Source organism: Marinicella pacifica (assembly GCF_014636635.1).
In the GTDB taxonomy this organism is placed as follows: Bacteria; Pseudomonadota; Gammaproteobacteria; order Xanthomonadales; family Marinicellaceae; genus Marinicella; species Marinicella pacifica.
Genome location: NZ_BMEO01000001.1, coordinates 142,243 through 168,362, shown reverse-complemented (window position 1 = coordinate 168,362; position 26,120 = coordinate 142,243). Strand labels below are relative to the sequence as shown.

23 protein-coding genes and 2 tRNA genes are annotated in these 26,120 nt (G+C 44.5%); 18 read left to right on the top strand and 7 right to left on the bottom strand.

Annotation, left to right across the window (positions count from 1 at the left end):
* Nucleotides 1–6: 6 nt before the first annotated feature.
* Nucleotides 7–1,896 (bottom strand): LTA synthase family protein, encoded by a 1,890-nt coding sequence (locus IEV16_RS00715; protein ID WP_229728197.1) that lies wholly within the window; start codon nt 1,894–1,896, stop codon nt 7–9.
* A 277-nt stretch (nt 1,897–2,173) separates the two neighbouring features.
* Between IEV16_RS00715 and yajC the strand changes: the two genes are divergently transcribed.
* Genes yajC through secF form a run of 3 tightly spaced genes read left to right on the top strand, consistent with a single transcriptional unit; the run spans nt 2,174 to nt 5,352 of the window.
* On the top strand, nt 2,174–2,503 hold the full coding sequence (yajC, locus tag IEV16_RS00710; protein WP_188363742.1) for a preprotein translocase subunit YajC: 330 nt from the start codon (nt 2,174–2,176) through the stop codon (nt 2,501–2,503).
* Nucleotides 2,504–2,512: 9 nt separating this feature from the next.
* Nucleotides 2,513–4,363 carry a protein translocase subunit SecD gene (gene secD / locus IEV16_RS00705; protein ID WP_188363741.1) on the top strand — a complete coding sequence of 617 codons (1,851 nt, stop codon included), beginning with the start codon at nt 2,513–2,515 and terminating at the stop codon, nt 4,361–4,363.
* Between the two features lie 11 nt (nt 4,364–4,374).
* Complete coding sequence (gene secF / locus IEV16_RS00700) at nt 4,375–5,352, top strand: protein translocase subunit SecF (protein ID WP_188363740.1); 978 nt, start codon at nt 4,375–4,377, stop codon at nt 5,350–5,352.
* Nucleotides 5,353–5,439: 87 nt separating this feature from the next.
* Here the strand turns inward: secF and IEV16_RS00695 are convergent, their stop codons facing one another.
* Nucleotides 5,440–6,231 carry an inositol monophosphatase family protein gene (locus IEV16_RS00695; RefSeq protein WP_188363739.1) on the bottom strand — a complete coding sequence of 264 codons (792 nt, stop codon included), beginning with the start codon at nt 6,229–6,231 and terminating at the stop codon, nt 5,440–5,442.
* Nucleotides 6,232–6,294: 63 nt separating this feature from the next.
* Between IEV16_RS00695 and IEV16_RS00690 the strand changes: the two genes are divergently transcribed.
* The 6 genes from IEV16_RS00690 to folD all read left to right on the top strand — a co-directional run bounded on the left by IEV16_RS00690 (nt 6,295) and on the right by folD (nt 11,396).
* The gene (locus IEV16_RS00690) at nt 6,295–7,038 is read left to right on the top strand and encodes an RNA methyltransferase (protein WP_188363738.1); all 744 of its coding nucleotides are present in this window, start codon (nt 6,295–6,297) and stop codon (nt 7,036–7,038) included.
* Nucleotides 7,039–7,108: 70 nt separating this feature from the next.
* A tRNA-Asn gene (locus IEV16_RS00685) sits at nt 7,109–7,184 on the top strand.
* Between the two features lie 139 nt (nt 7,185–7,323).
* Entirely contained in the window at nt 7,324–7,959 is a 636-nt protein-coding gene (locus IEV16_RS00680; RefSeq protein ID WP_188363737.1) for a YfgM family protein, read from the top strand.
* An 11-nt stretch (nt 7,960–7,970) separates the two neighbouring features.
* The gene (bamB, locus tag IEV16_RS00675; protein ID WP_188363736.1) at nt 7,971–9,101 is read left to right on the top strand and encodes an outer membrane protein assembly factor BamB; all 1,131 of its coding nucleotides are present in this window, start codon (nt 7,971–7,973) and stop codon (nt 9,099–9,101) included.
* 9 nt (nt 9,102–9,110) lie between these two features.
* The gene (der, locus tag IEV16_RS00670; protein WP_188363735.1) at nt 9,111–10,484 is read left to right on the top strand and encodes a ribosome biogenesis GTPase Der; all 1,374 of its coding nucleotides are present in this window, start codon (nt 9,111–9,113) and stop codon (nt 10,482–10,484) included.
* Between the two features lie 42 nt (nt 10,485–10,526).
* Nucleotides 10,527–11,396 carry a bifunctional methylenetetrahydrofolate dehydrogenase/methenyltetrahydrofolate cyclohydrolase FolD gene (folD, locus tag IEV16_RS00665; protein WP_229728196.1) on the top strand — a complete coding sequence of 290 codons (870 nt, stop codon included), beginning with the start codon at nt 10,527–10,529 and terminating at the stop codon, nt 11,394–11,396.
* On the opposite strand, the gene IEV16_RS00660 is transcribed toward folD, so the two are convergent.
* The 5 genes from IEV16_RS00660 to sucC form a co-directional block, all read right to left on the bottom strand.
* On the bottom strand, nt 11,385–13,691 hold the full coding sequence (locus IEV16_RS00660) for a DUF1631 domain-containing protein (protein WP_188363734.1): 2,307 nt from the start codon (nt 13,689–13,691) through the stop codon (nt 11,385–11,387). The genes folD and IEV16_RS00660 overlap by 12 nt on opposite strands.
* Nucleotides 13,692–13,787: 96 nt before the next feature.
* A complete protein-coding gene (locus IEV16_RS00655; RefSeq protein WP_188363733.1) occupies nt 13,788–15,281 on the bottom strand; it encodes a DUF4139 domain-containing protein in 1,494 nt (497 codons plus the stop codon).
* 24 nt (nt 15,282–15,305) lie between these two features.
* Nucleotides 15,306–15,761 (bottom strand): DUF4426 domain-containing protein, encoded by a 456-nt coding sequence (locus IEV16_RS00650; RefSeq protein WP_188363732.1) that lies wholly within the window; start codon nt 15,759–15,761, stop codon nt 15,306–15,308.
* A 161-nt stretch (nt 15,762–15,922) separates the two neighbouring features.
* Complete coding sequence (gene sucD / locus IEV16_RS00645) at nt 15,923–16,795, bottom strand: succinate--CoA ligase subunit alpha (protein WP_188363731.1); 873 nt, start codon at nt 16,793–16,795, stop codon at nt 15,923–15,925.
* A gap of 2 nt (nt 16,796–16,797) precedes the next feature.
* Nucleotides 16,798–17,961 (bottom strand): ADP-forming succinate--CoA ligase subunit beta, encoded by a 1,164-nt coding sequence (gene sucC / locus IEV16_RS00640; protein WP_188363730.1) that lies wholly within the window; start codon nt 17,959–17,961, stop codon nt 16,798–16,800.
* Between the two features lie 333 nt (nt 17,962–18,294).
* Between sucC and pilB the strand changes: the two genes are divergently transcribed.
* The 9 genes from pilB to IEV16_RS00595 all read left to right on the top strand — a co-directional run bounded on the left by pilB (nt 18,295) and on the right by IEV16_RS00595 (nt 26,048).
* Complete coding sequence (pilB, locus tag IEV16_RS00635; protein ID WP_188363729.1) at nt 18,295–20,004, top strand: type IV-A pilus assembly ATPase PilB; 1,710 nt, start codon at nt 18,295–18,297, stop codon at nt 20,002–20,004.
* Between the two features lie 4 nt (nt 20,005–20,008).
* Nucleotides 20,009–21,232 carry a type II secretion system F family protein gene (locus IEV16_RS00630; RefSeq protein WP_188363728.1) on the top strand — a complete coding sequence of 408 codons (1,224 nt, stop codon included), beginning with the start codon at nt 20,009–20,011 and terminating at the stop codon, nt 21,230–21,232.
* The gene (locus IEV16_RS00625; protein ID WP_188363727.1) at nt 21,232–22,089 is read left to right on the top strand and encodes a prepilin peptidase; all 858 of its coding nucleotides are present in this window, start codon (nt 21,232–21,234) and stop codon (nt 22,087–22,089) included. Before IEV16_RS00630 ends, IEV16_RS00625 begins: the two co-directional genes overlap by 1 nt.
* Entirely contained in the window at nt 22,041–22,685 is a 645-nt protein-coding gene (gene coaE, locus IEV16_RS00620; protein ID WP_188363726.1) for a dephospho-CoA kinase, read from the top strand. The genes IEV16_RS00625 and coaE overlap by 49 nt, the downstream gene beginning before the upstream one ends.
* A gap of 150 nt (nt 22,686–22,835) precedes the next feature.
* Nucleotides 22,836–22,912: transfer RNA gene (locus tag IEV16_RS00615), tRNA-Ile, on the top strand.
* A gap of 338 nt (nt 22,913–23,250) precedes the next feature.
* Complete coding sequence (pilM, locus tag IEV16_RS00610; RefSeq protein WP_188363725.1) at nt 23,251–24,309, top strand: type IV pilus assembly protein PilM; 1,059 nt, start codon at nt 23,251–23,253, stop codon at nt 24,307–24,309.
* 1 nt (nt 24,310) lies between these two features.
* Complete coding sequence (locus IEV16_RS00605; protein WP_188363724.1) at nt 24,311–24,889, top strand: PilN domain-containing protein; 579 nt, start codon at nt 24,311–24,313, stop codon at nt 24,887–24,889.
* Nucleotides 24,886–25,524, top strand: coding sequence for a type IV pilus inner membrane component PilO (locus IEV16_RS00600; protein ID WP_188363723.1), 639 nt, complete (start codon nt 24,886–24,888; stop codon nt 25,522–25,524). The genes IEV16_RS00605 and IEV16_RS00600 overlap by 4 nt, the downstream gene beginning before the upstream one ends.
* A complete protein-coding gene (locus IEV16_RS00595; RefSeq protein ID WP_188363722.1) occupies nt 25,521–26,048 on the top strand; it encodes a pilus assembly protein PilP in 528 nt (175 codons plus the stop codon). The genes IEV16_RS00600 and IEV16_RS00595 overlap by 4 nt, the downstream gene beginning before the upstream one ends.
* Nucleotides 26,049–26,120 lie beyond the last annotated feature (72 nt).

Genomic DNA, 26,120 nt, shown 5'->3' with positions numbered 1-26,120 from the left:
CTGGGCTTACGGTAAGCGATAAGCTTGTTGATCGTATGCCCAACTGGCAAACAGGGCATGGGCCAGCGGGACTTCAACATCGATGGGCTCCATTGGCTCACCTAAGTTATCTTTTTTATTGGTAAAACCAACATGTTGGGACTCGGGCCGCAAAATGGTCACAAAATCATCAGTCATATAGGCCTGGTTCTTGCCGTATTGCATGAGGGCCCGACCGGGCATATCTAAGGGCTTTTGAGTTAAATCGTATCCTATCATTGGATTAGGAGTATCTATACCCAATAAACTCATGAGTGTTGGTGCCAGGTCTATTTGGCTGACCAGCCTGTTGTCTTTAAAGGCTTTGATGTCGTCTGAAATAATCATGCCGGGGATATGAAAGTTTGAAACTGGCACCAATTGTGCGCCTTGCGCCCGGGCATCGTGGTCAGCCACCACCATAATGACTGAAGATTTAAAGTAACCGTTTTGTTGTAGTTTTGTCAGGAACTGATTAACCGCAAAATCAGCATACCGGACGGCATTGTTAACGGTTTGTTTGGGTTCTTCGTAGTGCTCAATTTTACCGTCTGGGAATTCAAACGGGGTGTGATTGCTCGAGGTAAATATTAAGGTAAATGTGGGTTGATTACGGTTTTGTTGAAGATAATCATAGGCTTCATTGAAAAGATCTTCGTCAGAAACACCCCAATTACCCTTAAATTCATAGGAATTGTAGTCATTTTGATCAATAACATGTTGAAAGCCATTACCCAGGAAAAACCCACGCATATTATCAAAGTGCGACTCTCCACCATAAATAAATGCAGTTTTGTATCCCGCGTTGCTTAATAATTCAGCGATGGAAAAGAAACCTTGTTGGGCTTTGGGTAATTTCAAAACCGCACGGGCCGGTGACGGCAAAAAGCCGGTGGTAATGGCCTCCAGACCGCGCGCAGAACGTGTGCCAGTGGCATATAAGCGCTCAAACCACCAGCTTTTTTCCGCCCACTGATCTAAATATTGGGTAACGGGTCGACCGCCTAAAGACGCCACAAATTGGGCACCCAAGCTTTCTTCCACCACAATAATCAGGTTTTTGCTATTTTGGGGAATTGGACTTGGGGCTTTATGCAGACTGGGGATTTGTGGGTTGCGGATTAATTTGTCCGGGTCTATTTGGTTCTGAATAATGTGCAGCATGTCATCGCTGGGCATATCACCATATATTCCTGCTGCTGCGGCTTCATGCCGCATTTGATAGACATCATAAAGCACTTGATACAATGAATTGAGTGGCAGGGTGTTGACCAGCCGATCCTGACTAAATGACACCATCGCCGGATTGATGGGACGATGTTGTAAGCCAGAGCGAATACCGAGCACAAAAACGGGTACCAAGAACAGCAAAAAGGCCAAACCTGACCAGCTGGTGTGCGACTTGAATTCTGTGTTTTGTTTAAACATACGGTATAAAAACCAACTGAATAAAGCGGTAGAACCCATTGTCACAAGCGTTGACAGTAAATAACCATTGACCAACATACCAAAAACTTCGTTAGGGCTGACAAGGTATTCAATAAATAAACGATCCGGTCGGGTATCGTATTCCATGATAAAGGTGGGTGTGGCCAATTCAAAAAACACCATAATTATGAGTGTTATCGGATAATAATTTCTCACAACCCGGTTATAAATTCGACCTGAGGTTCTAAATACTTGCACCATCAAAAGGCCTAAAAGTGGAATAACTGCCAGCTGAAGTAACAGACTGATATCTATCCGTAAGCCGCCAGTTAAGATTGGCCACCATTGGCTTAAAGATGCAAGTCGGTCAGATTGCCACCAGGTGAGCATGATTCTGGAACAGCTTAAAAAGAATAAGCCCAAAAGCAAATAGAGGGCCAAATTTTTCATGTGGTGTTTTAAATATGAATTGTGCATCAGTGAGTCTTACAACAAATATGAAAAGACTTAGAGCACAACAGTTGACTCAATCAATCGGAAAAAGTGAATTTAATGTCGCCAATAAAAATTCAGAATTCAGGATGTCCAGGTACTTTAAATAATCGTTATTGGCTATTAAATGAAAACAATCTATGGTTGAGACTTGAAAAAAAATCGGCCGAGGCTTATATGAGTTGCTGACGGTGCTATAATAGCGCGCTTTTAGTTTAACCAGACGAGCTTAACTATGAATTTTTTCATTTCTGATGCCATGGCCCAATCAGGTGGCCAGGCCGGCAGCCCCATGACTTCCTTTATTTTTATTGGTGTGTTTTTTGTGATTATGTATTTTATGCTGATCAGACCGCAGCAAAAACGCATGAAAGCGCACAATGAAATGGTATCCAATCTGGCGGTGGGTGATGAAATTATCACCAACGGCGGTACTTTGGGTTCAGTGGTTAAGATGGATGATAATTTTATCACGGTGGAAATTGCTGCCGATACCCACATTCATGTACAGCGAAACGCCGTGTCAAAAGTGCTGCCCAAAGGCACCATTAAATCAATTAAATAAGGATTTTTTATGAATCGATATCCACTGTGGAAATACATTTTGGTGCTGGTGGTCGTGGCTTTGGGCAGTTTATACGCCTTGCCCAATATTTACGGCCAAAGCCCGATTGTACAAGTCAAACCCGAAGATCAAAGCGACCTGCAGGTTGCCACCATTGACATCATTAAAGATACGCTTGAAGAAAAACAAATTGGTTTTGATTCTGTGTTTCAAGACAATGGTTCAGCCATTGTTAAATTTAATGATTTGGACAATCAGCGTAAAGCACAGGATGTCTTAAAAGACGAACTGCCGGGATTTGATACGGCCATGAATCTCAAGCCCAATGTGCCTGATTGGCTGTCAGCCTTAGGCGGTCGGGCAATGAATTTGGGTTTGGATTTACGTGGTGGTGTACATTTCTTATTAGAAGTGGATATGAAAGAGGCGGCTGATAATAAAAAGAAACAATTACGTTCTGATATCACCGCCACTTTAATTAAAGAAAAAATACCTAAAAAAGGTATTCGCTGGCAGGATAACCGTCTGGTCGTTGAATTTCGCGATGAAGTGGCTGCCGAAAAAGCGCTAAAAAGTGTAAAAAAAGATTTTGATGAGCTTAGTTTTGAGTTAGAAACGGATGGCGATGAGCCCCGTTTGGTTGCTTTGCTGACAGAGCAGTCAATTCGTGATATTAAAGAAAATGCACTCACGCAGAACCTCACCACCTTGCGTTCCCGTGTCAATGAAATTGGCGTGGCAGAACCGATTATCCAACGTCAGGGTCAAGACCGTATTGTGGTGCAGTTACCGGGTATTCAGGATACCACCCGGGCAAAAAATATTTTAGATGCCACGGCGACTTTGGAGTATCGAGCCACCGATATGGAAAATAATGCCGTTGCGGCACATCAGTCGGGTCGTACGCCGATTGGCTCATCACTGTTTTATGATCGCGAAGGTCGGCCAGTGTTATTAAAAGACCGTGTGATTGTTACCGGTAATCAGTTGGTTGACGCCAATGCCACTTTCGATCAGCAGTCCGGTACCCCAGCGGTATCTGTGGTGATTAACAGTGTCGGTGCCAAACGGATGCTGGAATTTACCAAAAACAATGTTGGTAATAATATGGCCGTGGTGTTCAAAGAGCGCATTCCTTTGGGGAAAAACGATGAAGGCGTGATGCAGTATAAAAGTAAAGAAGAAGTGATTAGTAATGCCCGCATCAATGGCGTATTTTCTAATCGCTTTCAGACCACCGGTTTAGATTCTCAAAAAGAAGCCTCCGAGCTGGCCTTATTATTACGCGCCGGTGCTTTGGCGGCTCCGGTTCAGATTGTTGAAGAACGCACCATTGGACCCTCACTGGGTCAGGATAACATCGATAAAGGTGTTAAATCAGTACAGATTGGTTTAGTCCTGGTGGTCATCTTTATGCTGATTTATTACAAAATGTTTGGCGTTATTGCCAACATTGCCCTGACCATTAATGTGGTCTTGATGGTGGCCTGCTTGTCTCTGTTCGGGGCGACGTTAACTTTACCGGGTATTGCCGGTATTGTACTAACCGTGGGTATGGCGGTGGATGCCAACGTACTTATTTTTGAACGGATTAAAGAAGAATTACGGGATGGATCATCGGTACAAAGCAGTATCAAATCCGGTTATGGTAAAGCCTTTTCGACCATTGCTGATGCCAATGTCACCACGTTTATTGCGGCGGTTGTGTTGTTTGCTTTTGGTACCGGGCCGATTAAGGGCTTTGCAGTGACTTTATCGATTGGTATTCTAACTTCCATGTTTACCGCGATTATCGTGTCCAGAGCCATCGTTAATTTAATTTACGGGCGTCAAAAGCGTCTTAAATCCATTGCCATATAAGGGATCTGATTATGAATATATTTGGAAATACCAATTACGACATTACCGGCAAAAGAAAGATTGCGATGCTGTTTTCGTCGATTTTAATTATCACCGCCATTGTGGCTATTTTTATTCGCGGTTTTAATTTCGGCCTTGATTTTACCGGTGGCACCGTGATTGTGGTTCATTTTGATGAAGCGGTGGAATTGGAAGATGTCAGAACGCAATTATCAGATGCCAATTATGGTGATGCGGTGGTGAAAAACTTTGGCTCCAGCCGGGACATTGAAATCACCTTGCCACCGATTGAAGAATTCACCGAAACAGCCACTGAGTCACCCGATAGTCCACAAACCGGTACAGATGAAGCCAAACTCAGTAATGTTATTCTCGATATATTACAAGAATATGATGCCAGTGCCCGTATTTCCAAAGCGGATTTTGTGGGCTCACAGGTGGGTGATGAGCTGGTGGAAAAAGGTTCTCTGGCCTTGTTGTACGCCATTTTCGGTATTTTGATTTATGTTACCATTCGCTTTGAGTGGCGATTTTCCCTGGGTGCCATTGCGGCATTGGTACATGATGTGATTATTGTCTCCGGGGTGTTTGCTATCTGGCAGGTTGAGTTTGATTTAACGGTGTTGGCAGCGCTTCTGGCGGTGATTGGTTATTCCCTGAATGATACCATTGTGGTGTTTGACCGAATACGGGAAAACTTTCTGTCCGGACGAAAAGCGGACACTGAAACCATTATTAACACCTCCATTAATCAAACCCTGGCCAGAACCGTGGTCACATCGTTAACCACCATGCTGGTGTTGTTTGCCTTGTATTTCTTTGGTGGTGATTTGATTAATTCTTTTGCCTTTGCCTTAATTGTTGGTGTGATGGTTGGTACCTATTCATCCATATTTGTCGCATCAACAGCAACCATGGCTCTTGGAGTCAGCCGTGAAGATTTAATTCCGGTGGCAAAAGAAGGGGGTAACTTAGATCACATTCCTTAATCAATAAAATAAAGAGACCTCTGCATAAGGTTAATAAAAAACCCAAGCTGTTATGGCTTGGGTTTTTTTGTGCCGTTATGGTTAGAATTATCTGCGTTGAAAGTTTGGATTAATCTGTTGACTGAGCTGGGCGGATAATTTCAGGTTGGCGGCCAGTAGGTGACCGTTTTTATCAGGGTTTTGTTTTAGGCTGAAGTCACTGCATTGACCACCGGCTTCTGTCATAAAAAGCTGACCCACCATGGTTGTGATTTTAGCGGCATCGGCTTGCCAGAAGCCGTCCAGACGGCCTGCGGCCACCCAGGCTAGGTCTAAAATATCACAGCCAAGCAGGCGACTTCCTGCGACCTGCTTGTTGATATTTCTTAACGATAAGCCGTGAGCAGCTGTTAAAGAATCGTTCTCAGGCAGATTTGTGGCAATAATGGCTGCCGCCAGTTCCTTGTTTTGGTCGATACGTAATCGTTTATTATTTAAAAAAGCGCCTTTTCCGCGACTGGCTGTGAAACTATCACCTGTCAGTGGTTGAAAAACCATGGCGTGTTGTAATTTGTCCTGCTCTGTTAAAACCAGTCCAATGGCACAGTGCGGAATATCATAAAGAAAATTAGCGGTGCCGGCCAGCGGCTCAATATGCCAGGTTCTTATCCCATCCTGGCGGTCGCTGAGCAGGCCGTTTTCTGAGCGGACAACATCATCCGGATAGGCCCGTTTTAAGGTATAAAACAAGTCATTTAAACTAACCTCTACCGCCTTGTCCACATAATCGTTTTGTAGTTTTTTCTGGACGGACAATAATTCATTTTGAAAAATGATTTGTTCAATGGATTTGGACGCCTTCAAAGCGGCCTTATGGGCAATGTTGAGTTCCGGGGACATGGTATTGATGTTACATGGGCAAGTGCGTATGATAGCAAACTTCTATTTAAAAGGCATCTGTTCATGCACAGACTGACACGAATAAATACAGTGTTGATCGGCACCACCCATCCGGGCAACATCGGTGCCGCTGCACGGGCCCTTAAAGTGATGGGTCTTGATCGCTTATCACTGGTAAGTCCTGAAAATTACCCTTCACCGGAGGCCAGAGCGCGGGCATCCGGTGCCGATGATGTGTTGAGTGCATCCAGGATTTGCCTGGATTTGGATGAAGCCATTGGAGATGCCCAGTGGGTGTTTGGGACCAGTTCTCGCAGTCGAGGTATGAATATTCCCATGCTGGATATGCATGAAGCGGCGAAAAAGATGATAGCAGCTGCCGGGCAAGGACAATCGGTGGCCATGCTGTTTGGTAAAGAACGCTATGGTCTGACCAATGAGGAAATGCAACGCTGCCATTATTTGGTCAAATATCCGGCCAATCCCCAATACCCGTCATTAAATTTAGCGGCGGCTGTACAACTGGCAGCCTATGAAATACGGGTGGCATGTCTAAATGAAGGTGATAGGACAGAAATGACGTCAGATTTAGTCACCCGACCGGAGATCTGTGACGCCGGAAAAATGCAGAGCTTTTATCAGCATTTGTTTTCAACCATGCAAGAAATCGGTTTTTTACATGCCAAGAACAAGGTTTCCATGACTGAGAAATTTCGTATGATGTTTAACCGTATGAACATCGAAACCCATGAAATGGATATGTTACGCGGCTTTCTCAGTGCAGTGAATAAGAACCTGAAAAAATGACAATATTAAACTTGACACTTGCCTTGTTCAAGGTAAAATGCGCAGTTCTTGTTGAGGCAAGATGGAATATTCCCCGGTAGCTCAGTTGGTAGAGCGGGTGACTGTTAATCACTAGGTCGGCGGTTCAAGCCCGTCCCGGGGAGCCAAATACTCAAAAAGTCGCACAGGTTGCGGCTTTTTTTTTGCCCTATATAATTTATTCACAGACTTTTACGTGGATGTAATTTGTTGACATTTCAGTTAAAATGTCCTGCTTTTATAAAAATCGATTAACAGGAAGACACTATGGCGCTTGAAGAATACGATGATTATGAACAAGAACAAATCATCAAAGATTGGCTTCGTCAAAATTGGTTCACCATATTTGCCGGTATTGTACTGGGTATTGGCGGCTTATGGGGGTATGCGAAATGGCAAAATGCACAACAGACACAAAACAATCATGCGGCTGCAGAATACCAGAAATTGATTCAGGTGATTGAAAATCAAACGCCTGAGGATGCGGCGGAGGTGTTGCAACGTTATGATGATGAATATGGTGTCAACTATTATGCCATCAAAGCCCATATGACCCTCGCTACTCGCTGGCTGGAAAAAGGTGATATTAACCAAGCCATCGAACAGTATCAGACAGCACTCAAAGCCAAACCCGGTAAGCCGATGGCTGAAATGATTCGATTGCGATTGGCACGTTTGTTCGTGGATAACGGCCAGTACGAATCCGCACAAGAACAGCTTTCTCTGGTTCAGTCACAGGCCTATGAAACCATGGTTGAAGAAATAAAAGGGGATATCTTTGTGGCAGAAAACAAACTGAAAAAAGCGCAGGACGCATACCAACTGGCCTTGTTAAGTGGTGAAGGCTATTCCGGTAAGGCCTTACTGGAAATGAAATTGTCTGACGTTAAAGTTGACGAATAAGTGAGGTGACCATGCGACTGCTATCTTTCGTTCTGATTATTTTTTTAAGCGCCTGCGGAAATAAAAAAGATGAGCTCAAACCCACAGAATTGGCTGATTTGTCCATGTCCGGTTCGTTTCAATTATTGTGGCAAAAAAAACTCAACGCCAAAGGCGATTCTTACGGGTATCAGTTGCGGCCGGCACCGCTCAAAAATGCCTTATTTACAGCTGATATCAATGGCGGTGTTTACCGATATCAGGCTGATAACGGACAAAGCCAATGGCAAACCAATGTAAACCACAGCATCAGTGCCGGACCCGGCGTCAGTGAAACCCTTGTGGTGGTCGCCGGACCCGATGGTCAGGTGACCGCACTGGATGCTGACAGCGGTTCGCAGTTGTGGCAAATAACGGTGAGTTCAGAAGTGCTCAGTCCGCCGGTGATTGACCGTAACCGTGTGATTATTCGTTCTATGGACGGCCGAATTTATGGCCTCGGCGTGAACAATGGTGAGCGGCAATGGCTGTTTAGCAGCGAAGTGCCCAATTTAACCTTGCGTGGTACAGGTACACCCTTATCCAAAGGCGGACGTTTATATGTGGGCATGGATAATGGTGATGTGGTGGCTTTAAACATGGATGACGGCGATGTGTTATGGCAGCAAAATGTCATCAATAATCAGGGTAAAACCGAAATAGATCGCTTGTCGGACATTGATGGTGATATGGGTGTTGTCGCCACCGACTTATATGTCAGCAGTGCTGCCAATAAAACGCTGGCGGTGGCCACTGAATCAGGACAGCTTTTGTGGCGCAATGATTACGGCAGCAGTACCGGTGTGACCGTATCGCGGCGTTTTATTTACCTGACTGATCAGGCGTCTGTGGTTCGGCAAATTGACCGTTCTAACGGTGAACCCGGTTGGTCAGTGACTGATTTTAAATACCGCGAACTGACCCGCCCTGTGTTTTATCTCGGGCATTTGGTGGCAGGTGATTTGGCCGGCTATGTTCATATTCTTGATGCATTTACCGGAAAAGTGTTAAACCGCAAACAATTAGGCAAAGAAGGGTTTTATGGCTCACCGGTTGTGGAAGGCAGTGTGATTTATACCTATAACAAAGATGGTACCTTGTCGGCCCTTCGCTACAACGAATAAACAATTGATATGTCTCTGGTTGTTACCATCATCGGTCGCCCCAATGTGGGTAAATCAACCCTCTTTAATACCTTAACCGAACGCCGCGATGCTTTGGTTGCTGACTTGCCGGGTTTAACCCGGGACCGACAGTATGGTGAAATCACCATACAAGATATGACCGCCACGCTGGTGGATACCGGTGGTATGCTGGGTGATGAAGGTGATCTGACAACACTTATGGACGAGCAAATTATGCAAGCGGTTGAAGAGGCTGATTTGTTGTTGTTTGTGGTCAGTGCCAAAGAAGGCCTGGTGGGAGATGATGAAAACATACTCAATCGGGTCCGGACTTACCAAAAACCCATCTGGTTGCTGGTGAATAAAGCTGAAAGTAAAGATCCGGATGTGGCCAAAGCTGAATTCTATCAACTGGGCATTGAAACCCTATATGCCCTGAGTACAGCCCATCGACGCGGTATCACAGAATTACAAAACGATCTGGCCGATTTTTTAAAAAAACATCCCAAACCCAGCCCCGAATGGCAGGATTTCGGGCCAAAATTAGCCGTCATCGGACGTCCTAATGTGGGTAAATCAACCCTGGTAAACCGACTGCTGGGTGAGAACCGGGTGTTGGCCTATGATCTGCCCGGCACCACACGCGACAGCATTTATTTGCCGCTTAGATGGGATGATGCGCGATATACCCTTATTGATACGGCGGGTGTCAGGCGACGGGCCAAAATTGGCGAAGGTGTTGAAAAGTTCAGTATTATTAAAACCATTGATGCCATCAAGGCGTCTCAGGTTTGTTTGTTACTGATTGATGCCACTGAAAACATCACTGATCAGGATTTACATTTGATTGGCCTGGCGGTGTATCATGCCAAACCGGTTTTACTGGTGATCAACAAATGGGATCATTTAAGTGAAACCCACAAGCAGCAGGTCAAGAACCGTCTTGATCATAAGTTACAGGCTTTTCAATGGTTGCCCCGGGTTTATACCTCGGCATTGCACGGCTCAGGTTTACGTCATGTCATGGAGCGGGTGGCTTTGTTAATTGAACGTGCCAATATGCCGTTAACCGCCAACCAGCTCACCAATGTCTTAAATGAAGCCTACAAAGCGCACCAGCCACCGTTGGTACAAGGATTAAGTTCTCAGCTTAAATACGCCCACAGTGGTGGTCATCACCCGATGCGAATTGTGATTCATGGTAAACGGGTGGATAAATTGCCAGACGCCTATAAACGCTATTTAGAGAACACATTTCGCGATGCTTTTGATTTAAAAGGTATCCCTTTGGTTTTGCAATTTAAATCCGGTCGCAACCCCTACGCCAATAAAAACAAAAACAAGCCCGCGTTTCCTTCAAGACGCGGTAAAAATTATCACTGAATCTGTCATTTACTGTTGGCGATGTTAAAATAGCCGCTTTTAATGCCGAATCAAGCCATGTCCCATTCAGCCCAAATTTTAGACGGCAAAAAAGTCTCAAAGGCTTTGCAAAGTAGTTTGTCATTACAGATTAAAAAGCGGGTTGATGCGGGATTTGATGCCCCCGGATTGGCGGTGGTGCTGGTTGGTAATGACGAGGCTTCAGCGGTCTATGTGAACAATAAAATAAAAGCCTGTGAACGCACCGGTATTCGGTCGAAATCTTACCACTTGCCGCGACAAACATCTGCGGTGGCTTTATATAATTTGATTGATGAATTAAACGAAAATCCCCAGGTGCACGGCATTTTGGTGCAATTACCGTTGCCGGAACATATTGATGAAACCGAAGTCACCAATCGCATAAACCCCAAAAAAGACGTGGATGGTTTTCATGCCGTCAATGTAGGGCATCTGGCTTTGCGTCAACCGGGTTTGCGCCCTTGTACACCCCGTGGTGTGATTACTTTGTTACATCACTATCACATTGACCCCAAAGGACATCATTGTGTGATTGTGGGGGCTTCCAATATTGTGGGACGACCCTTGTTGCTGGAGATGTTGTTTGCCGGCGCCACCGTCACCAGTTGCCATCGTTTCACCCGAAATCTTGAACAACATGTGGCACAAGCAGACATTCTGTGTGTGGCGGTGGGTAATCCCAATGTCGTGAACGCCGAATGGATTAAACCGGGGGCGATTGTGATTGATATAGGAATTAACCGCATGACAGATGGTTCATTGGCGGGAGATATTGATTATAAGGTGGCATGTCAAAAAGCGGGGTGGATTACTCCGGTTCCAGGCGGTATCGGCCCGATGACAGTGGCGACATTAATGCAAAATACTTTTGAAGCCAGCTTATTGAGCTGATTCGTTGTGTTCTTCAGAGGGGGTGTCTGAAGTCTTTTTCTCTACTTTGTCGGCAATGGCGGTCATGGCTCGGTCAAACAGCGGCACCTGGTCCAGCTTAACCGCGTTACCTGTTCGAAAATCATCGGCAATTTCATCCACGCTTTTATCGGTAACTTTGATGCCCCGTGCATTGACAAATAAGCGTTTATGGCTGATGGGGCTGATCCAGGACAATTTGGCGCGGATGTTACCGTCCTGATCGGCATCCACAAACTCAATCCAGTCGCCCACTGAAAGATCTTGGGCTTTTTGATAATAATCATCTTCAATGTGTTCAACCTGACGGTCCTGGTCATTGATTTTTTTGTTGGCAATAAAATGCACAATTTCAGGTTGCTCATCCTGGTCTTCCTTAATGCGAAAAGCTTCCTGCGGCAGAACAAACTCGTGATCCTGGTCGCTAACCTGTTCCAGACCGTTTATTTGTAGCAATAACCGGTATAAGTCGGCGGTTTTTTGTTTGACATTGCGTTCATCAAAGGCCACCAGCCGTAAACCGTTGCTCAAAAAATCACAGACATGGCTGACCTGGGCTTTGGTGGCCTGTTTTTTCTTATCTTTTACGGAAACAAAAATAAGCTTATCCACAAACTTGACATAGGGCTCAATCACGTCAGGTTCTTCATGGTGGCGTAAATGGATGAGGGTGAGAACATTGGCCCAGGGTGTTAACAATAAATCAGTGACCTGTTTGGGTAACTGATATTTTTTCATTTTTGTTTCCAGAATTTCAGCAGTTTTGGCTTTGGCGCTGAAAATGCGCTCTTCACCCAGTGCTTTTTCAAAAGTACGTTTTTCAATCACCTGGGTTTTCTTTTTATTCTTGGCATCAAATGCCTGAAATGACTCAATCAAAGCGGGAAAATCAATGTCGTCTTGCTGGTGTTCTAAAACATGTTGCACGATGCTTTCTACTTTGTTAATGAACACATTATTGCGGTCACTCTCCTCGGTCCAACCAATTGATGCTTTCGCCAGCACATCCAGTAGCTTGCGGGCATTATTATTTTTATTGGAAAACAAACGGCGGTCTTTTAAAGCGATGTGCAGGTAGGGAATTTGCAACCGTGACAACAAAACCTGAATTGGGGCCGGTAAATTGCGGTCCTCCACCAAAAACTCAAACAACATGCTGATGAGGTCAATGGTGTCCTCATCGGTTTTGTTGACATTGCGTTGTTGGCCATCATCCACATCCAGTTCCTGAATGCGTTTAATCAGCACTTCTTTAATTTGTTTCGGGCTCAAGGCCGAACCACCGGCATTCATTTGCTGCAACTCCTGAGATTGCAGTAAGCTTAAAGCAGAATTCACCACATTGGCATCATACACAGCCACCGGTGTAATCTGATCCTGGTGTCGTTCATTTAAAGCCGACAGTATAGTTTGGTAGGTCTGATCATCAATGGGCGCCTGTTGCCGATAGCCCTGCGGTTGTGGGTTTTGGCTGGTTTGTTGACCACTGTCATGGGATATGGGCTGTTGAGCGCCGGTTATTTCCGGTTGACGATAATACGGTGCGTTGCTTTGCTGACCCGGTAAGGTAAACTTAATATCAGGGTATATACCTTGTTTAATTAAATACTGATTTATGTCTTCATAAGGTTTGCCCAAATTTTCAATTAAACTGCGTTCATACAGTTTAATAATAATCAGCAGGGTGTTGGTTTCAATCGGCAGTAAATCCAGTGGAGCCGAAAAAGCATGAACTATCACATGGGGTGAAATCGGAATTTGACTGAGTTTTAAATCACTGCCACCGGCCAGTAAGGTGAAGCGTTTTTCTAAGGCATACAACTGATTGTGGAAATAGGTGTTGGATTTTTCAATGAGGTTGGTGACCGCCAGTTTTTTATCCAGCTCCTTTTCTTCTACGAGCGACAAGCCATCGGTGTTAAGCGTATCGGTGTCTTTGCTGTTGTCTTTGATGTAGTCAAATTCACCTTTTTTAAATTGTTTAAATGCGTATTGAATGTTATCAGAAAATTTGCGCACCATCAGTTCTTTCTTTTTACGCACCGTCCGCATGGCTTCAAAGTACTGGGTTTGCATGTCATTGGTTTCGGCTTTTTCAGCCATATCAAACAAGGTGTCATCCAACTTGTCATAATATTTTTGAATGCTGGGTTTTAATCCGGTGATAAATATTTTATGGATTTTGGGTAAAATTTGCCCAAGGTTGGCTTCAGGGTTTTGAAAGTTGACGATTTTATCGTTATTTGATGTGTGTTTGTTGTCTTTGTTATCGTTCATAATTGCTTGTCACCATGACTTATGTTTATAAGTTTAGGCGCCATTGAATCAATGTAATGTGAAAACACTCACAGTTTTCAACAAATGTTGAAAATATTAATTGTTCATATCAGGCCAATTGTACACCACGGTGTATTTGACGGTTATTTCTCCTTCAGCCGGAACTGATACATTAAATTCAATACTGTTGGCATTAATTTTGTTGTGTTTGTGGCTTTGTTCTGAAATCGACCAATTTGTCCAGCGATACAGGTGTTCTCGAACGGTAACCTGTTCGGGAATTTTTTTGCCGTTAGTGAGTTTAATTTCGAAGCTTTCCTGGGCTTGGTTTTTTCCACGGGTGAAATTTGTTTGGCGCCGTTCGCCGTTGACATCAAAAGAATTTCCCAAAGTCAATGCCACCGTTTGCTTGTTGGCGGTGTGGTCGATTTGATCAGCTCCGATAAAGGTTAAACGGCCCTCTGAATCAGACTGATTGACACGTACGCGACCGGCCGGTAAGGGCATCCCCAACTTATTTTTATCGCTGTTTTTGAACTGTATCTGGGCCACAACCGGTGTTTCCTTTTGGTTGACGTAGACAAGATAATCGGCATTCGTCACGGGTCTGGAACGGTTGAAATGTTGATTGTTGAAAGGGTCAAAAACCAATGTGCGCTCGCACTGAATATCTGTGATGGGATTAAAAAGTTGGATTTGCTTGGTTGAATTTTGGGGCAATGTAACCGCGCGCGGCAGCGCGTATTGGTGGTACTCAAACACACTTTCTTCCTGAAAGCCTGCGTCTTTTTCCATAAAGCTGGCTTGAGGCATTTGGCGGTATTCCACTTGGGTTGTGCCGCCCCGATTGACATCTCCGGCCACCAGTTTAAGCCCGTAATCATGAAAACTTTTTCCTGATTGGTTAATAATTGAGACCCATGCGTTGAGGTTAAATTGACAGTCTTTATTGCGGTCTAATTCCAGAATATAATCCGCCCACCAGGTCATGCCGGCGGTTTGGTAGCTGACGGCCACCAACTGCTCTTTGGCAGTTTTGGAGTCCAGCAGCCAGACTAACGTGGGTTTAGTGAGCAAACCACCGGGTAATTCCGGAAAGCTGATTTCAGACCAATCACGCAGCGTGATGAGTGATCCGTCGTCTTTTTGTAAGATTAATCCACCTTCGGTGCTGAGTAATTGGCCCTTAACCCGACTGGGTTCGCCGCCTTTGTCATAACTAACTGCAATGGTTTTGTCGATGTATTTTTGTAACAGGCTGTCACTGCCGACCAAATCATACTGGTAGTTTTGATCTAAAATAACGGCGGCGCCGGGATTATCCGGGGTGTTGAATGTTACCGTGGTGGGATCAATGTGTACGCTCACATCGTCATAAGCCAGTTCAAATCGGCCTTTTTTAAAAGCCATGATTTTGTGCTGTTTAACCACCCCAAAACCGGGTATTTGTTGAGGGTGAATGTGTTGGTTTTGGTTGATGTTGTAACCCACCGTGGATGAATAAATCGTGAGGCTGTCGTTATTTTCGGCCAGTGCATTATCAACCACCGCAGCGACTAGAAATAAACACCCAAGATACAATAATCGCATAGTAATGTCTTTAAATTATGTGAATTAATCAGTGAAGAACTCGCGGGTAAATTTAACCTGAAATACGGTATCAGAACCCGTGGGTTTGGCTTCAATGGAAAAATTAACGTTCTCTTCATTGTTTAAAGCAAAGGTACCCAAATAATAAATCGCTTCATCCTGTTCTTTGATCTTTATCAGTTTGATGTCTTTGCTCTGATGCACGAGGTTTTTGGCTTCAATGGTGATATCGGCTTCCACGGCTTTGGGTTCTTCGCCGCTTTTATCCATCACTGAAATACTTAAAATTCCGCGGTTTTTAGAGCGTGTAATCTGATAAGTGTTGGCGATTTCCTTTGATAAAAAAGTTGAAGGAAACGTGTTGTAATGCAGTTCATAATCACCTTGAATCACCACTTGTTCAGCTTGCAGTAAGCCATTACAAGCCAATAGAACGGTAATAATAAGTGAACGATTGAGTAGCTTTTTGATTGACATCATTTATTCTCCGATAAGATTAAGAACACCCAATTATCTTATCATGGAAGTTGTTAAAACTTCACTAAATCAATGTGTTAAGACGGAATAAATTTATCCTGGTTATTTTCAAAAAAAAAACCCGCACACCATGTGTGCGGGTTCAAATTTACGATGCCGGTGTTTTAAGCCAGCAGGTTTTTGATGGTTTCGCCCAAAAAGGTGGGTGATTTAACCGTGGTCACACCGGCCGCTTCCAGTGCTTCATATTTGGCTTGAGCGGTGCCTTTGCCACCGGCCACAATGGCACCGGCATGACCCATACGTTTGCCTTCAGGCGCGGTGACGCCGGCAATGTAAGAAACAACCGGTTTGCTGACATGGTCTTTGATATATTCAGCGGCATCTTCCTCAGCAGATCCACCAATTTCACCCACCATAATGATGCCATCGGTCTGGTCATCTTCCTGAAATAACTTCAGACAATCAATGAAGTTGGTGCCCTGAATGGGATCACCGCCGATACCGATACAGGTGGATTGGCCTAAACCGGCCTGGGTGGTCTGGTGAACCGCTTCATAAGTAAGCGTGCCTGATCGCGAGACAATACCGATGCGGCCGGGTTGATGAATCGGACCGGGCATAATGCCGATTTTACATTCTCCGGGCGTAATCACACCGGGACAGTTGGGGCCGATCATGAAAACATCCGGATGTTGATCAAGCACGGCACGTACCCGCATCATATCCAATACCGGAATACCTTCAGTGATGGTCACAATCAACTGAATACCGGCGTCAATGGCTTCCAAAATGGCATCAGCGGCAAATGGCGGTGGCACAAAAATCACCGAGGCATTGGCGCCGGTTTCATTAACACCGTCAGCTACGGTGTTAAACACCGGGCGATCTAAATGTTTGGTGCCGCCTTTTCCGGGGGTGACCCCGCCCACCAGGTTGGTGCCGTATTCGATGGCTTGTTGACTGTGGAATGTACCTTGAGAACCGGTGAATCCCTGAACGATTAATTTAGTGTCTTTATTAACCAATACACTCATGCTTATGCTCCTACCGCTTCGACAGCCTTGTTGGCTGCGTCGTCTAAATCACTGGCAGCGATGACGGCCAGTCCGCTGTCTTCTAAAAGTTTTTTGCCGGCTTCGACATTGGTGCCTTCCAGTCGCACCACAATGGGAACCTCAACACCCACTTCTTTAATCGCAGTAATGATGCCGTCGGCAATCAAATCACAGCGCACGATACCACCAAAAATATTGACCAGGATGGATTTTACATTGGGGTCAGATAAAATGATTTTAAACGCAATGGTGACCCGTTCGGCTGTGGCACCACCGCCCACATCCAGGAAGTTTGCCGGTTCGCCGCCTTTGAGTTTAATCACGTCCATGGTGGCCATGGCCAGACCGGCACCGTTAACCATACAGGCAATGTCGCCATCCAGTTTGATGTAATTCAGCTCATGTTCGTGGGCTTTGGCTTCAGCTGGATCTTCCTGACTTTTGTCGCGTAATTTTGCCAGTTCTTTTTGGCGATATTCGGCGTTGTCATCGGAATTGATTTTGGCATCCAGAGCCACCACATTCTGGTTGTCATCAATGATGAGAGGATTGATTTCAATAAGAGATAAATCCAGATCGTGAAACATTTTATGCATTTGCATCATGATATGGGTGAGCTGAAACACTTGTTTTTTGGTCAGACCCATGGCAAAACCGATTTTGCGACAGGCATAAGGCCACAAGGTTTCGGTGTTATCCACAGTTAAGGTGTGGATTTTCTCAGGATGGGTTTTGGCCACTTCCTCAATTTCCACACCGCCTTCAGCTGAAGCCACAAAGGACAGGCATTTGTTGGCTCGATCAACCAATAAACTTAAGTACAGTTCGTTTTCAATATTGGCCGCTTCGGTGATTAAAACTTCATTCACCGGCAAGGCCATGCCGCCGGTTTGATAGGTTTTAATTTCCATTCCCAGCATATCGCCGGCATATTGTTTTACCTCATCCAGGGACTTGGCAAATTTAACACCGCCAGCTTTGCCGCGACCACCAGCATGAACTTGGGCTTTAACCATCCATTGATGGGTGTCCATGGCTTTGGCCACCGCAACAGCATCGTCAGCGGATTTGACGGCTGTGCCTTTTGGCACCGGAATGTCATATTGGGCAAAGAGGTCTTTTGCCTGATATTCGTGGAAATTCATAAATTATATCCTGCGTTATTGTTTAGAAATGACGGCATATTTTAACGGAAACCGGGAGACATTTGGGGCTAAAATTGAAGTTTCCTGAATGTAAAAAAAGATACACAGCGGGTCCGGAGATTGAATTTGGTTTGTTTATGTGAAAGCGTTCTCATTGTTTCTGAAAAAGAGCCATTAAACTGGCGCTTCTAAGGACGTCATGTGTCATTGAAATGACGGCCAGTGTAAATTGTTTGCTTATTTTCTTAAAACATGGCGCTAAATAGTTGTCATTGATTAATAATTTCAGGTAAAGTATTAAGCCTATGAATATTAAACAATCACCTTGAAAAGATGAATACTGCCACTTCTAAATCCATGGTTAGTGGGGCGCTCAGGCGCTTGGTGCAAGCGGAACTTTTGACCATGGAGGTCGCCGTGGAAGCCAATGATGCGGCCAAAAAGAAAAAAATTCCATTGTTCACTTATTTGGTGGATAACCAGTTGGTTCAGGCCGAAGAACTGGCTGACGCTGCATCCAAAGAGTATGGTGTCCCTTACCTTGATCTGACATCTTTTGACTTATCGGATGCGCCCAAAGGCATTGTTTCTGAAAATCTGATTGAAAAGCATCAGGTCATCCCGTTGTTTTTACGCGGTAAGAGAATCTTTATCGGCCTGGCTGACCCCACCAATTCTCGGGCACAGGATGAGGTGCGGTTTCACACCAATCTGACCGTTGAGCCGATTTTGGTGCGTCAGGATTTGCTGTCGCCGAGTATTGATGAATTACTGAAAGATTCCTCATCCATGATGGATGAATTTGATGAGGAAGGACTGGATAATTTAGAGTTTGAGGACAAAATAGAAGAAGAGGATGATGATGAGCCCAGTGATCGCTCAGATTCTCCGGCGGTTAAACTTATCAATAAGGTATTGCTTGATGCGATTAAACGTGGTGCTTCAGATATTCACTTTGAACCTTATGAAAAAAATTACCGTGTGCGTTACCGCATTGATGGAATGTTAACCACCATGATAAAACCACCGAAAAGTATCTCAAACCAGGTGGCTTCGCGGTTAAAAGTATTGGCCCATTTGGATATTGCTGAAAAACGGGTGCCGCAAGACGGTCGGGTTAAATTAAATTTAGGTAAAGGCAAATCCATTGATTTTCGTCTGAGCACCTGTCCAACTTTGTTTGGTGAAAAAGTGGTGATGCGGGTGTTGGATGCTTCGGCGGCTCAGATGGGGATCGATAAACTGGGTTACGAAGAAGATCAGAAAAAATTATTTTTGGAGGCCATTGTTAAGCCATACGGCATGGTGCTGGTCACCGGCCCCACCGGAAGCGGTAAAACGGTTTCGCTGTACACCGCATTAAATATTCTTAACACCGATGGTCGCAATATTTCAACCGCTGAGGATCCTGTGGAAATTAGGGTTAACGGCATCAATCAGGTGCAACAAAATGCCAAAAAAGGCATGACCTTTTCCGCCGCCTTGCGTTCTTTCCTGCGACAAGACCCGGACGTGATTATGGTGGGTGAGATTCGTGACCTGGAAACCGCTGAAATTGCGATTAAAGCGGCCCAAACGGGTCACATGGTGTTGTCAACGCTTCACACCAACAGTGCGCCGGACACCATTGCACGCTTATCGAATATGGGTGTGGCGCCGTTTAATATTGTGTCGGCGGTGTCATTGGTCATTGCCCAGCGCTTGGCGCGACGATTGTGCGAAAACTGCAAAAAACCGACGGAACTTCCACGTGAAACGCTTTTAGATGCAGGTTTTACAGATGAAGATTTAGACAGTGCGCAGATTTTTGACCCGGTGGGTTGTCCCAAATGCAATGAGGGTTATAAGGGTCGGGTGGGTATTTATGAAGTGATGCCGATGACTGAAAACATTAAAAAAATTATTCTTGCTGGTGGAAATTCTATGGACATCGCCGAGCAGGCGGGCAAGGATGGTGTGGCTAATTTAAGAAAATCGGCTTTGGTGAAGGTTAAAGACGGCATCACAGATTTGGTGGAAGCCAATCGAGTAACAGTGGATTAAAATCATGGCAAAAGTAAAAAAATTAGATGAATTACAGACCTTTGAGTGGGTTGGATTAAATAAAACCGGTAAAAAACTGAAAGGTGAACAAAAAGCCAAGTCAACTACATTGGCTAAAAATGAATTGCGACGACAGGGTATTCAAGTCAAGAAGATATACAAAAAACGAAAATCCTTGTTCGGCAGCGGCAAATCTATTAAAGCGCAAGATATTGCTTTGTTTTCGCGCCAGTTGGCGACCATGATGGAATCCGGCGTACCAATGGTGCAAGCCTTTGAAATCATTGAAGGTGGTCAGTCTAATCCACGCATGGCTAAATTAGTGGGTGAGGTTAAAACCGAAATTCAATCAGGTTCATCCTTGTCAGAGTCTCTGGGCAAACATCCGGTTTATTTTGATGAATTGTACTGTAACCTGGTGGCGGCCGGTGAAAAAGCCGGTGTTTTGGATGAATTGCTCGATACCATTGCCACCTATAAAGAACGTACCGAAGAAATTAAAGGTAAAATTAAAAAAGCCATGTTTTATCCGGCTGCGGTTTTGTTCGTGGCCATCGGTGTAACCATTTTGCTGCTGGTTAAAGTGGTGCCCCAGTTTCAGGATATGTTCACCAGTTTTGGGGCTGATTTACCCGGTTTAACCTTAATGGTTGTGGGTGCCTCGCATTGGATGCAGGCCAACTGGTGGAAATTTGTTTTGATTATCGGTGGTCTGATCGGCGGATTTATTTATTTTAAAAAACGCTCGCTCAAATTTGCCCATTTTTTGGATCGCCTGGCACTTAAGATTCCGATTGTGGGCGGCATTTTATATGATGCCGCGGTGGCGCGTTTTTCCAGAACTTTATCCACCACGTTTGCCGCCGGTGTGCCTTTGGTGGAAGGTCTGCAAACGGTCTCCGGTGCGGTGGGAAATGTGGTGTTTCGCGATGCGGTACTGGAAATTAAAGAAGATGTCTCCACCGGTCACCAGTTACAACTGGCGATGAGCCAGACCAATGTGTTCCCACATATGGTGATTCAAATGGCTTCCATTGGTGAAGAATCCGGTAACCTGGATCAGATGCTGGCGAAAGTGGCGGATTATTATGAACAGGAAGTGTCCAATGCGGTAGATGCCCTAAGCAGTTTATTGGAACCCATTATTATGGTGTTGGTGGGCGGTTTGGTTGGTGTCATGGTGGTGGCCATGTATTTGCCCATCTTTAAAATGGCTTCTGTTTTTTAATGTTAGATGCAATCGCGCAAGCACTGATTGAGCATAACTATCTTTTTATGGCATCGGCTCTGGTGGCCGGTCTGGTGGTGGGTAGTTTCCTGAATGTGGTGATTTATCGTTTACCGCCAATTTTACAGTATGGCTGGCGAAAAGATTGCGCCGAATTAAATGAACAGCCTTTTAAGCAAAAAGCCCCGCCCGGAATCGCTTTTGAGCGTTCTCATTGTCCCCACTGTCAAAAGCAATTGCCCGCCTGGCAGAACATTCCGGTTTTTAGTTATTTGTTTTTAAGGGGACGCTGTTATTATTGCCGTAAGCCGATTGCCTTTCGCTACCCGCTAGTGGAATCATTAACCGGAATATTGACCGGATTTCTGGCGTATCATTTCGGTCTCGGTTGGCCTTTTTTGGCGGCATCCGTTTTGGTGTTTTTTCTAATTGTTATCGCTTTTATTGATTTAGATACTTTTCTGATTCCGGATCAGCTGAGTTTGAGTTTGTTATGGCTTGGTCTGTTTTTCAGTTTATTTGAGGTGTTTGTTACCCCTGAACAGGCCATCATAGGGGCTTTGGCAGGCTACCTATGTTTGTGGTTGTTGTTTCATGTGTTCAAATTATTGACAGGAAAAGAAGGCATGGGCTACGGAGATTTTAAATTACTTGCAGCCGGTGGTGCGTGGCTGGGGGCTGAGATGTTGATTATGGTTCTGATTCTGGCCTCAGTCAGTGGTTTGGTTTTTGCCATTATGCAAAAAATACTCAAGAAAGAGGAAGTCAGGATTCCTTTTGGGCCCTATTTGTCGCTGGGTATTTTTCTGTGTCTGATTTATGGAAATACATTGCTCAACTGGTATTTGCCTGTATGAATAAAAAGGTGGTGGTTTTAACAGGAGGTATCGCTTCCGGCAAATCACAGACCGCCAATTACTTTGCTGATTTGGGGTGTCATATCATAGATGCTGATCAGGTGGCTCGCGAAGTGGTTCACAAAGGCACATCGGGTTGGCAGGCGCTCAGTGATCGCTTTGGTCAAAAAATCTTGCATCCCAACGGCCAGATTGATCGCCAAAAACTCAGAAAAATGGTTTTTAATGACCGCAATGCACTGGCTGATTTAAATGACATTACGCACCCTTTAATTCAAGAACGGTTGATGTCGATGATTGAACAGTCCTCGGGTTTATTGGTGATGGTGGTGATACCGTTGTTATCAGAAGACAGTCAGATTGAATACAGCCATCGGGTCTTGGTGGTGGATGTGCCTGAGCAGATGCAACTTCGGCGTTTACAGGCAAGAGACGACATTGATTTAATACTGGCACAAAAAATGATGGCCGCACAAATCAGTCGAACTGAACGACTCAAACTTGCCGATGACATTATACCCAACCGGGGCACACTGTCTGAATTAAAGCGGGCTGTGAAGTTGATATTTGACTTTTATGTTTACGCATTTAAGTGAGGGCATTTGTGCAGATCGAAGCGGCCAGGCGCTGTGCTGTATGAGCCGGGAGCAAAACAACAACACCTGAGCAGATTACTTATCTGCCCAAAAAAACAAGATTATATATTAATCCATCGTCAGCTTTCGGTTATAATGCCACTCCCCTCAGGGCCCGTAGCTCAGTTGGTTAGAGCAGTGGACTCATAATCCATTGGTCGTAGGTTCAAATCCTACCGGGCCCACCATTTCAAAAACATGCCTTCATAGCGACCTAAAAATTAAATAATGACGTTTGCTGAAGTATGGGTTTTTGATTAACAACTGGTTAAAAATACCTAAAAAAAGCATGGTTCTTGACACAAAATTTGTTGTCAACAGTAAAATAATCATGTTATAAATATAAATATGTCTTGATTTTTCAGTGGTTTAAAGGTTATTCTTGCAATGGCTTCTTAAAAAAAGTAAAGTAAGTTAAGAAAATGTGAAAGCTGCCACAAAAAAAGACCTATGAACATGGTCAGATAGGCGGCACATGAAAAACGCATTTTAGCTGTACATTTTATCGGTAAAGAGAGAGATTATTTTGCAATTATTAGGTCGTAAAAAAGTTCAATTAGTTGGCGTTGACCTCAGTTCTTCTGCGGTTAAAGTGTTACAACTATCAGGTAACCAGGATAATATTAAGGTTGAACGCTATACGGTTGAGCCGTTGCCTGCCAATGCAGTTGCTGATAACAGCATTGCCGAAGTGGATTTGGTGTCTGCAGCCATCAACAAAGCATTCAATCGGGCCGGAATCAAAAACATTGGCGCAGCAACTGCCGTTTCCGGTTCAGCGGTCATCACCAAGATTATTCAAATGCCTTCAGAGTTAACTGAAGAAGAGCTGGAAATACAACTGGAACAGGACGCCACTCAATATATTCCCTATCCCATAGAAGAAGTGAGCCTTGATTTTTGTGTTTTGGGTCCGGTGGAAAATAACCCTGAGTTAAATAATGTGCTGATTGCCAGTTCGCGCTCTGAAAACGTCGATATATTAATTGAAGCGTTTGGCGGTGCAGGAATACCGCTTGAGGTGGTGGATGTTGAAGCTTTTGCCGTGGAACGGTGCTTTAACGAAATCAAAGGCAAATACGGCATAGAAGAGGATGAGGTGGTGGCCTTGTTCGATATTGGCGCCAGCACCACCATTATGCATGCGATGCACAAAAGTACCGGTATTTACAGCCGTGAACAGTCCTTTGGCGGCAGTCAACTGACCGAGGAAATCATGCAGCGCTACGGTTTATCCTATGAAGAAGCCGGTCTGGCAAAACGGCAGGGCGGTTTGCCGGAAAGTTATGAGTCCGAAGTATTACAGGGGTTTAAGGACACGGTGGTCCAGCAAGTGAGCCGTGCTTTACAGTTTTTCTTTTCGGCCACAGAGTTTGGAAATGTTGACCGGATTTTATTGGGTGGTGGCTGTGCGGCCATTGCCGATTTGGATATTTTAGTGGAAGAACAGATTGGAGTGCCCACCGCCATTGTGGACTCGGTGGCCACGTTTAATGTCTCTTCAAAGGTTAAAAAGGAAGCCTTGGAGGCCGATTCACCAGCCATGATGACTGTGGTTGGCTTGGCAATGAGGACTTTTGACTGATATGGTAAAAATTAACTTACTTCCCTGGCGCGAAGAGCGACGTCAACAGCTCACCAAAGAGTTCTACATCATGCTGGGCATCTCTGCGGCGGTGGCATTATTATTGTTTATATTGGCTTTTTATTATTACAATCAAAGTTTAGAGTTTCAAAATAAAAGGAATTCATTTTTGACCGCAGAAATCAAAAAATTAGACGACAAGATTGCTGAAATAAAAGAGCTGGAAAGCAAAAAAGCCGGTTTAATTGCGCGTCAACAGGTTATTGAGGAACTCCAGGCCAGCCGAACGCAAATGGTTCATCTGTTTGATGAGATGGTTAAAACCATTCCAAACGGCGTGTTTTTGGAAAAAATCACCCAGCAAGGCAAAGTGATTACCTTAGAAGGCTACTCACAGTCACATTCTCGGGTTTCTGATTATATGAGAAAGCTCGAAAAATCCGAGTGGTTTGCTGATGTTGAACTGGAATACATTAAAGCAGACACCACCTTGGTTTCCCACGAACAAAAGTTTAAGTTAAGCGTTAAACTGGTCAATCCAAACCTAAAAGATGACTCTGTTGAGGAGGTACAGTCATGAGTTTATATGATGACTTACAAAGTTTAGACACGAGTAATCCGGGCGGTTGGCCCAAACACATTAAGTTGGGCGCTGTGTTATTACTGGCAGTGGCTATTTTAGCCATAGGTTATTGGTTCTGGATTAAACCCAAACAAGAGAGTTTAAAAAGTTTACAACGAACAGAGGTGGATTTAAAAAACACTTATGCTGCCAAGTACCAAAAAGCGGCTCAGCTGCCGGCCTATAAGAATCAGCTCGAAGAAATGGAAGTTATTTTACAATCCATGTTGCGACAGTTGCCCAGCAAAAATGAAATGTCTGATTTGATTGTAGATGTTTCACAAACTGCTCTGGCCAGCGGCATTGAAAATGAGCTTTTTGAACCCGGTGCAGAAACCTTAAAAGGCTTTTACGCTGAAAAACCCATCACCCTAAGGATGAAAGGCAACTACCATCAGTTTGGTAATTTTGTCAGTGGTGTGGCGTCTTTGCCCAGAGTGGTGATTTTGACCATGCATGATATTTCTCTTAAACCCATTGGTGAAGCCACCCAGGGTGGTCGACTCATTTTAGAAGGCACTGCCAAAACCTATCGCTATCTGGATGACAATGAAATTCAGAGTCAAGAAGAAGCTGCTGGAGGTGCCCAATGAAACTGATTGGTGTTTTAATGATGATGTTACTGTTATCAGCCTGTCAAAACAGCTTACAGGATTTAACCGATTTTATGGAACGACAAAAAGAAAAACCGGTAAAACCGATTGAACCTTTACCCGAAATATCCCCGCAAATTGTTTTTGAATACCATGAGAATGGTTTAAGAGACCCTTTTAGCAACGATCTTGAAGTGGACAGGGATGCTGAAAACGAATCACAAATGGCTAAAGTGGAAGATGGCCAGGGGCCGGATTTAACGCGGCGCAAAGAGTACCTCGAATCCTACCCTTTAGACAGTCTTGTGATGGTGGGTACATACCAGCAAATGGATGATTACTGGGCTTTGGTTGAAGACCCTGATGGAACGATTCACCGGGTTTCAGTGGGTCATCATTTGGGTCATAATTATGGCGAAGTGGTCGCCATAACGGACAGTGAAATCCAGATTAAAGAATGGATAAACGATGGATTAGGGGCATGGCGTGAACAATCTGCAGCTATTGCTTTAAAAGAAGAGTAATTGAGAGTAATTTTATGAATATGCGAATTTTTAACTCAACCGCTACAAAATTAAATCTGATAGGATTAATTT

What these genes read in the sequence shown, in the direction of transcription:
- IEV16_RS00715 (WP_229728197.1), bottom strand. Translation starts at nt 1,896, where the DNA reads ATGAAAAATTTGGCCCTCTATTTGCTTTTGGGCTTATTCTTTTTAAGC.
- yajC (WP_188363742.1), top strand. Translation starts at nt 2,174, where the DNA reads ATGAATTTTTTCATTTCTGATGCCATGGCCCAATCAGGTGGCCAGGCC.
- secD (WP_188363741.1), top strand. Translation starts at nt 2,513, where the DNA reads ATGAATCGATATCCACTGTGGAAATACATTTTGGTGCTGGTGGTCGTG.
- secF (WP_188363740.1), top strand. Translation starts at nt 4,375, where the DNA reads ATGAATATATTTGGAAATACCAATTACGACATTACCGGCAAAAGAAAG.
- IEV16_RS00695 (WP_188363739.1), bottom strand. Translation starts at nt 6,231, where the DNA reads ATGTCCCCGGAACTCAACATTGCCCATAAGGCCGCTTTGAAGGCGTCC.
- IEV16_RS00690 (WP_188363738.1), top strand. Translation starts at nt 6,295, where the DNA reads ATGCACAGACTGACACGAATAAATACAGTGTTGATCGGCACCACCCAT.
- IEV16_RS00680 (WP_188363737.1), top strand. Translation starts at nt 7,324, where the DNA reads ATGGCGCTTGAAGAATACGATGATTATGAACAAGAACAAATCATCAAA.
- bamB (WP_188363736.1), top strand. Translation starts at nt 7,971, where the DNA reads ATGCGACTGCTATCTTTCGTTCTGATTATTTTTTTAAGCGCCTGCGGA.
- der (WP_188363735.1), top strand. Translation starts at nt 9,111, where the DNA reads ATGTCTCTGGTTGTTACCATCATCGGTCGCCCCAATGTGGGTAAATCA.
- folD (WP_229728196.1), top strand. Translation starts at nt 10,527, where the DNA reads ATGCCGAATCAAGCCATGTCCCATTCAGCCCAAATTTTAGACGGCAAA.
- IEV16_RS00660 (WP_188363734.1), bottom strand. Translation starts at nt 13,691, where the DNA reads ATGAACGATAACAAAGACAACAAACACACATCAAATAACGATAAAATC.
- IEV16_RS00655 (WP_188363733.1), bottom strand. Translation starts at nt 15,281, where the DNA reads ATGCGATTATTGTATCTTGGGTGTTTATTTCTAGTCGCTGCGGTGGTT.
- IEV16_RS00650 (WP_188363732.1), bottom strand. Translation starts at nt 15,761, where the DNA reads ATGATGTCAATCAAAAAGCTACTCAATCGTTCACTTATTATTACCGTT.
- sucD (WP_188363731.1), bottom strand. Translation starts at nt 16,795, where the DNA reads ATGAGTGTATTGGTTAATAAAGACACTAAATTAATCGTTCAGGGATTC.
- sucC (WP_188363730.1), bottom strand. Translation starts at nt 17,961, where the DNA reads ATGAATTTCCACGAATATCAGGCAAAAGACCTCTTTGCCCAATATGAC.
- pilB (WP_188363729.1), top strand. Translation starts at nt 18,295, where the DNA reads ATGAATACTGCCACTTCTAAATCCATGGTTAGTGGGGCGCTCAGGCGC.
- IEV16_RS00630 (WP_188363728.1), top strand. Translation starts at nt 20,009, where the DNA reads ATGGCAAAAGTAAAAAAATTAGATGAATTACAGACCTTTGAGTGGGTT.
- IEV16_RS00625 (WP_188363727.1), top strand. Translation starts at nt 21,232, where the DNA reads ATGTTAGATGCAATCGCGCAAGCACTGATTGAGCATAACTATCTTTTT.
- IEV16_RS00605 (WP_188363724.1), top strand. Translation starts at nt 24,311, where the DNA reads ATGGTAAAAATTAACTTACTTCCCTGGCGCGAAGAGCGACGTCAACAG.
- IEV16_RS00600 (WP_188363723.1), top strand. Translation starts at nt 24,886, where the DNA reads ATGAGTTTATATGATGACTTACAAAGTTTAGACACGAGTAATCCGGGC.
- IEV16_RS00595 (WP_188363722.1), top strand. Translation starts at nt 25,521, where the DNA reads ATGAAACTGATTGGTGTTTTAATGATGATGTTACTGTTATCAGCCTGT.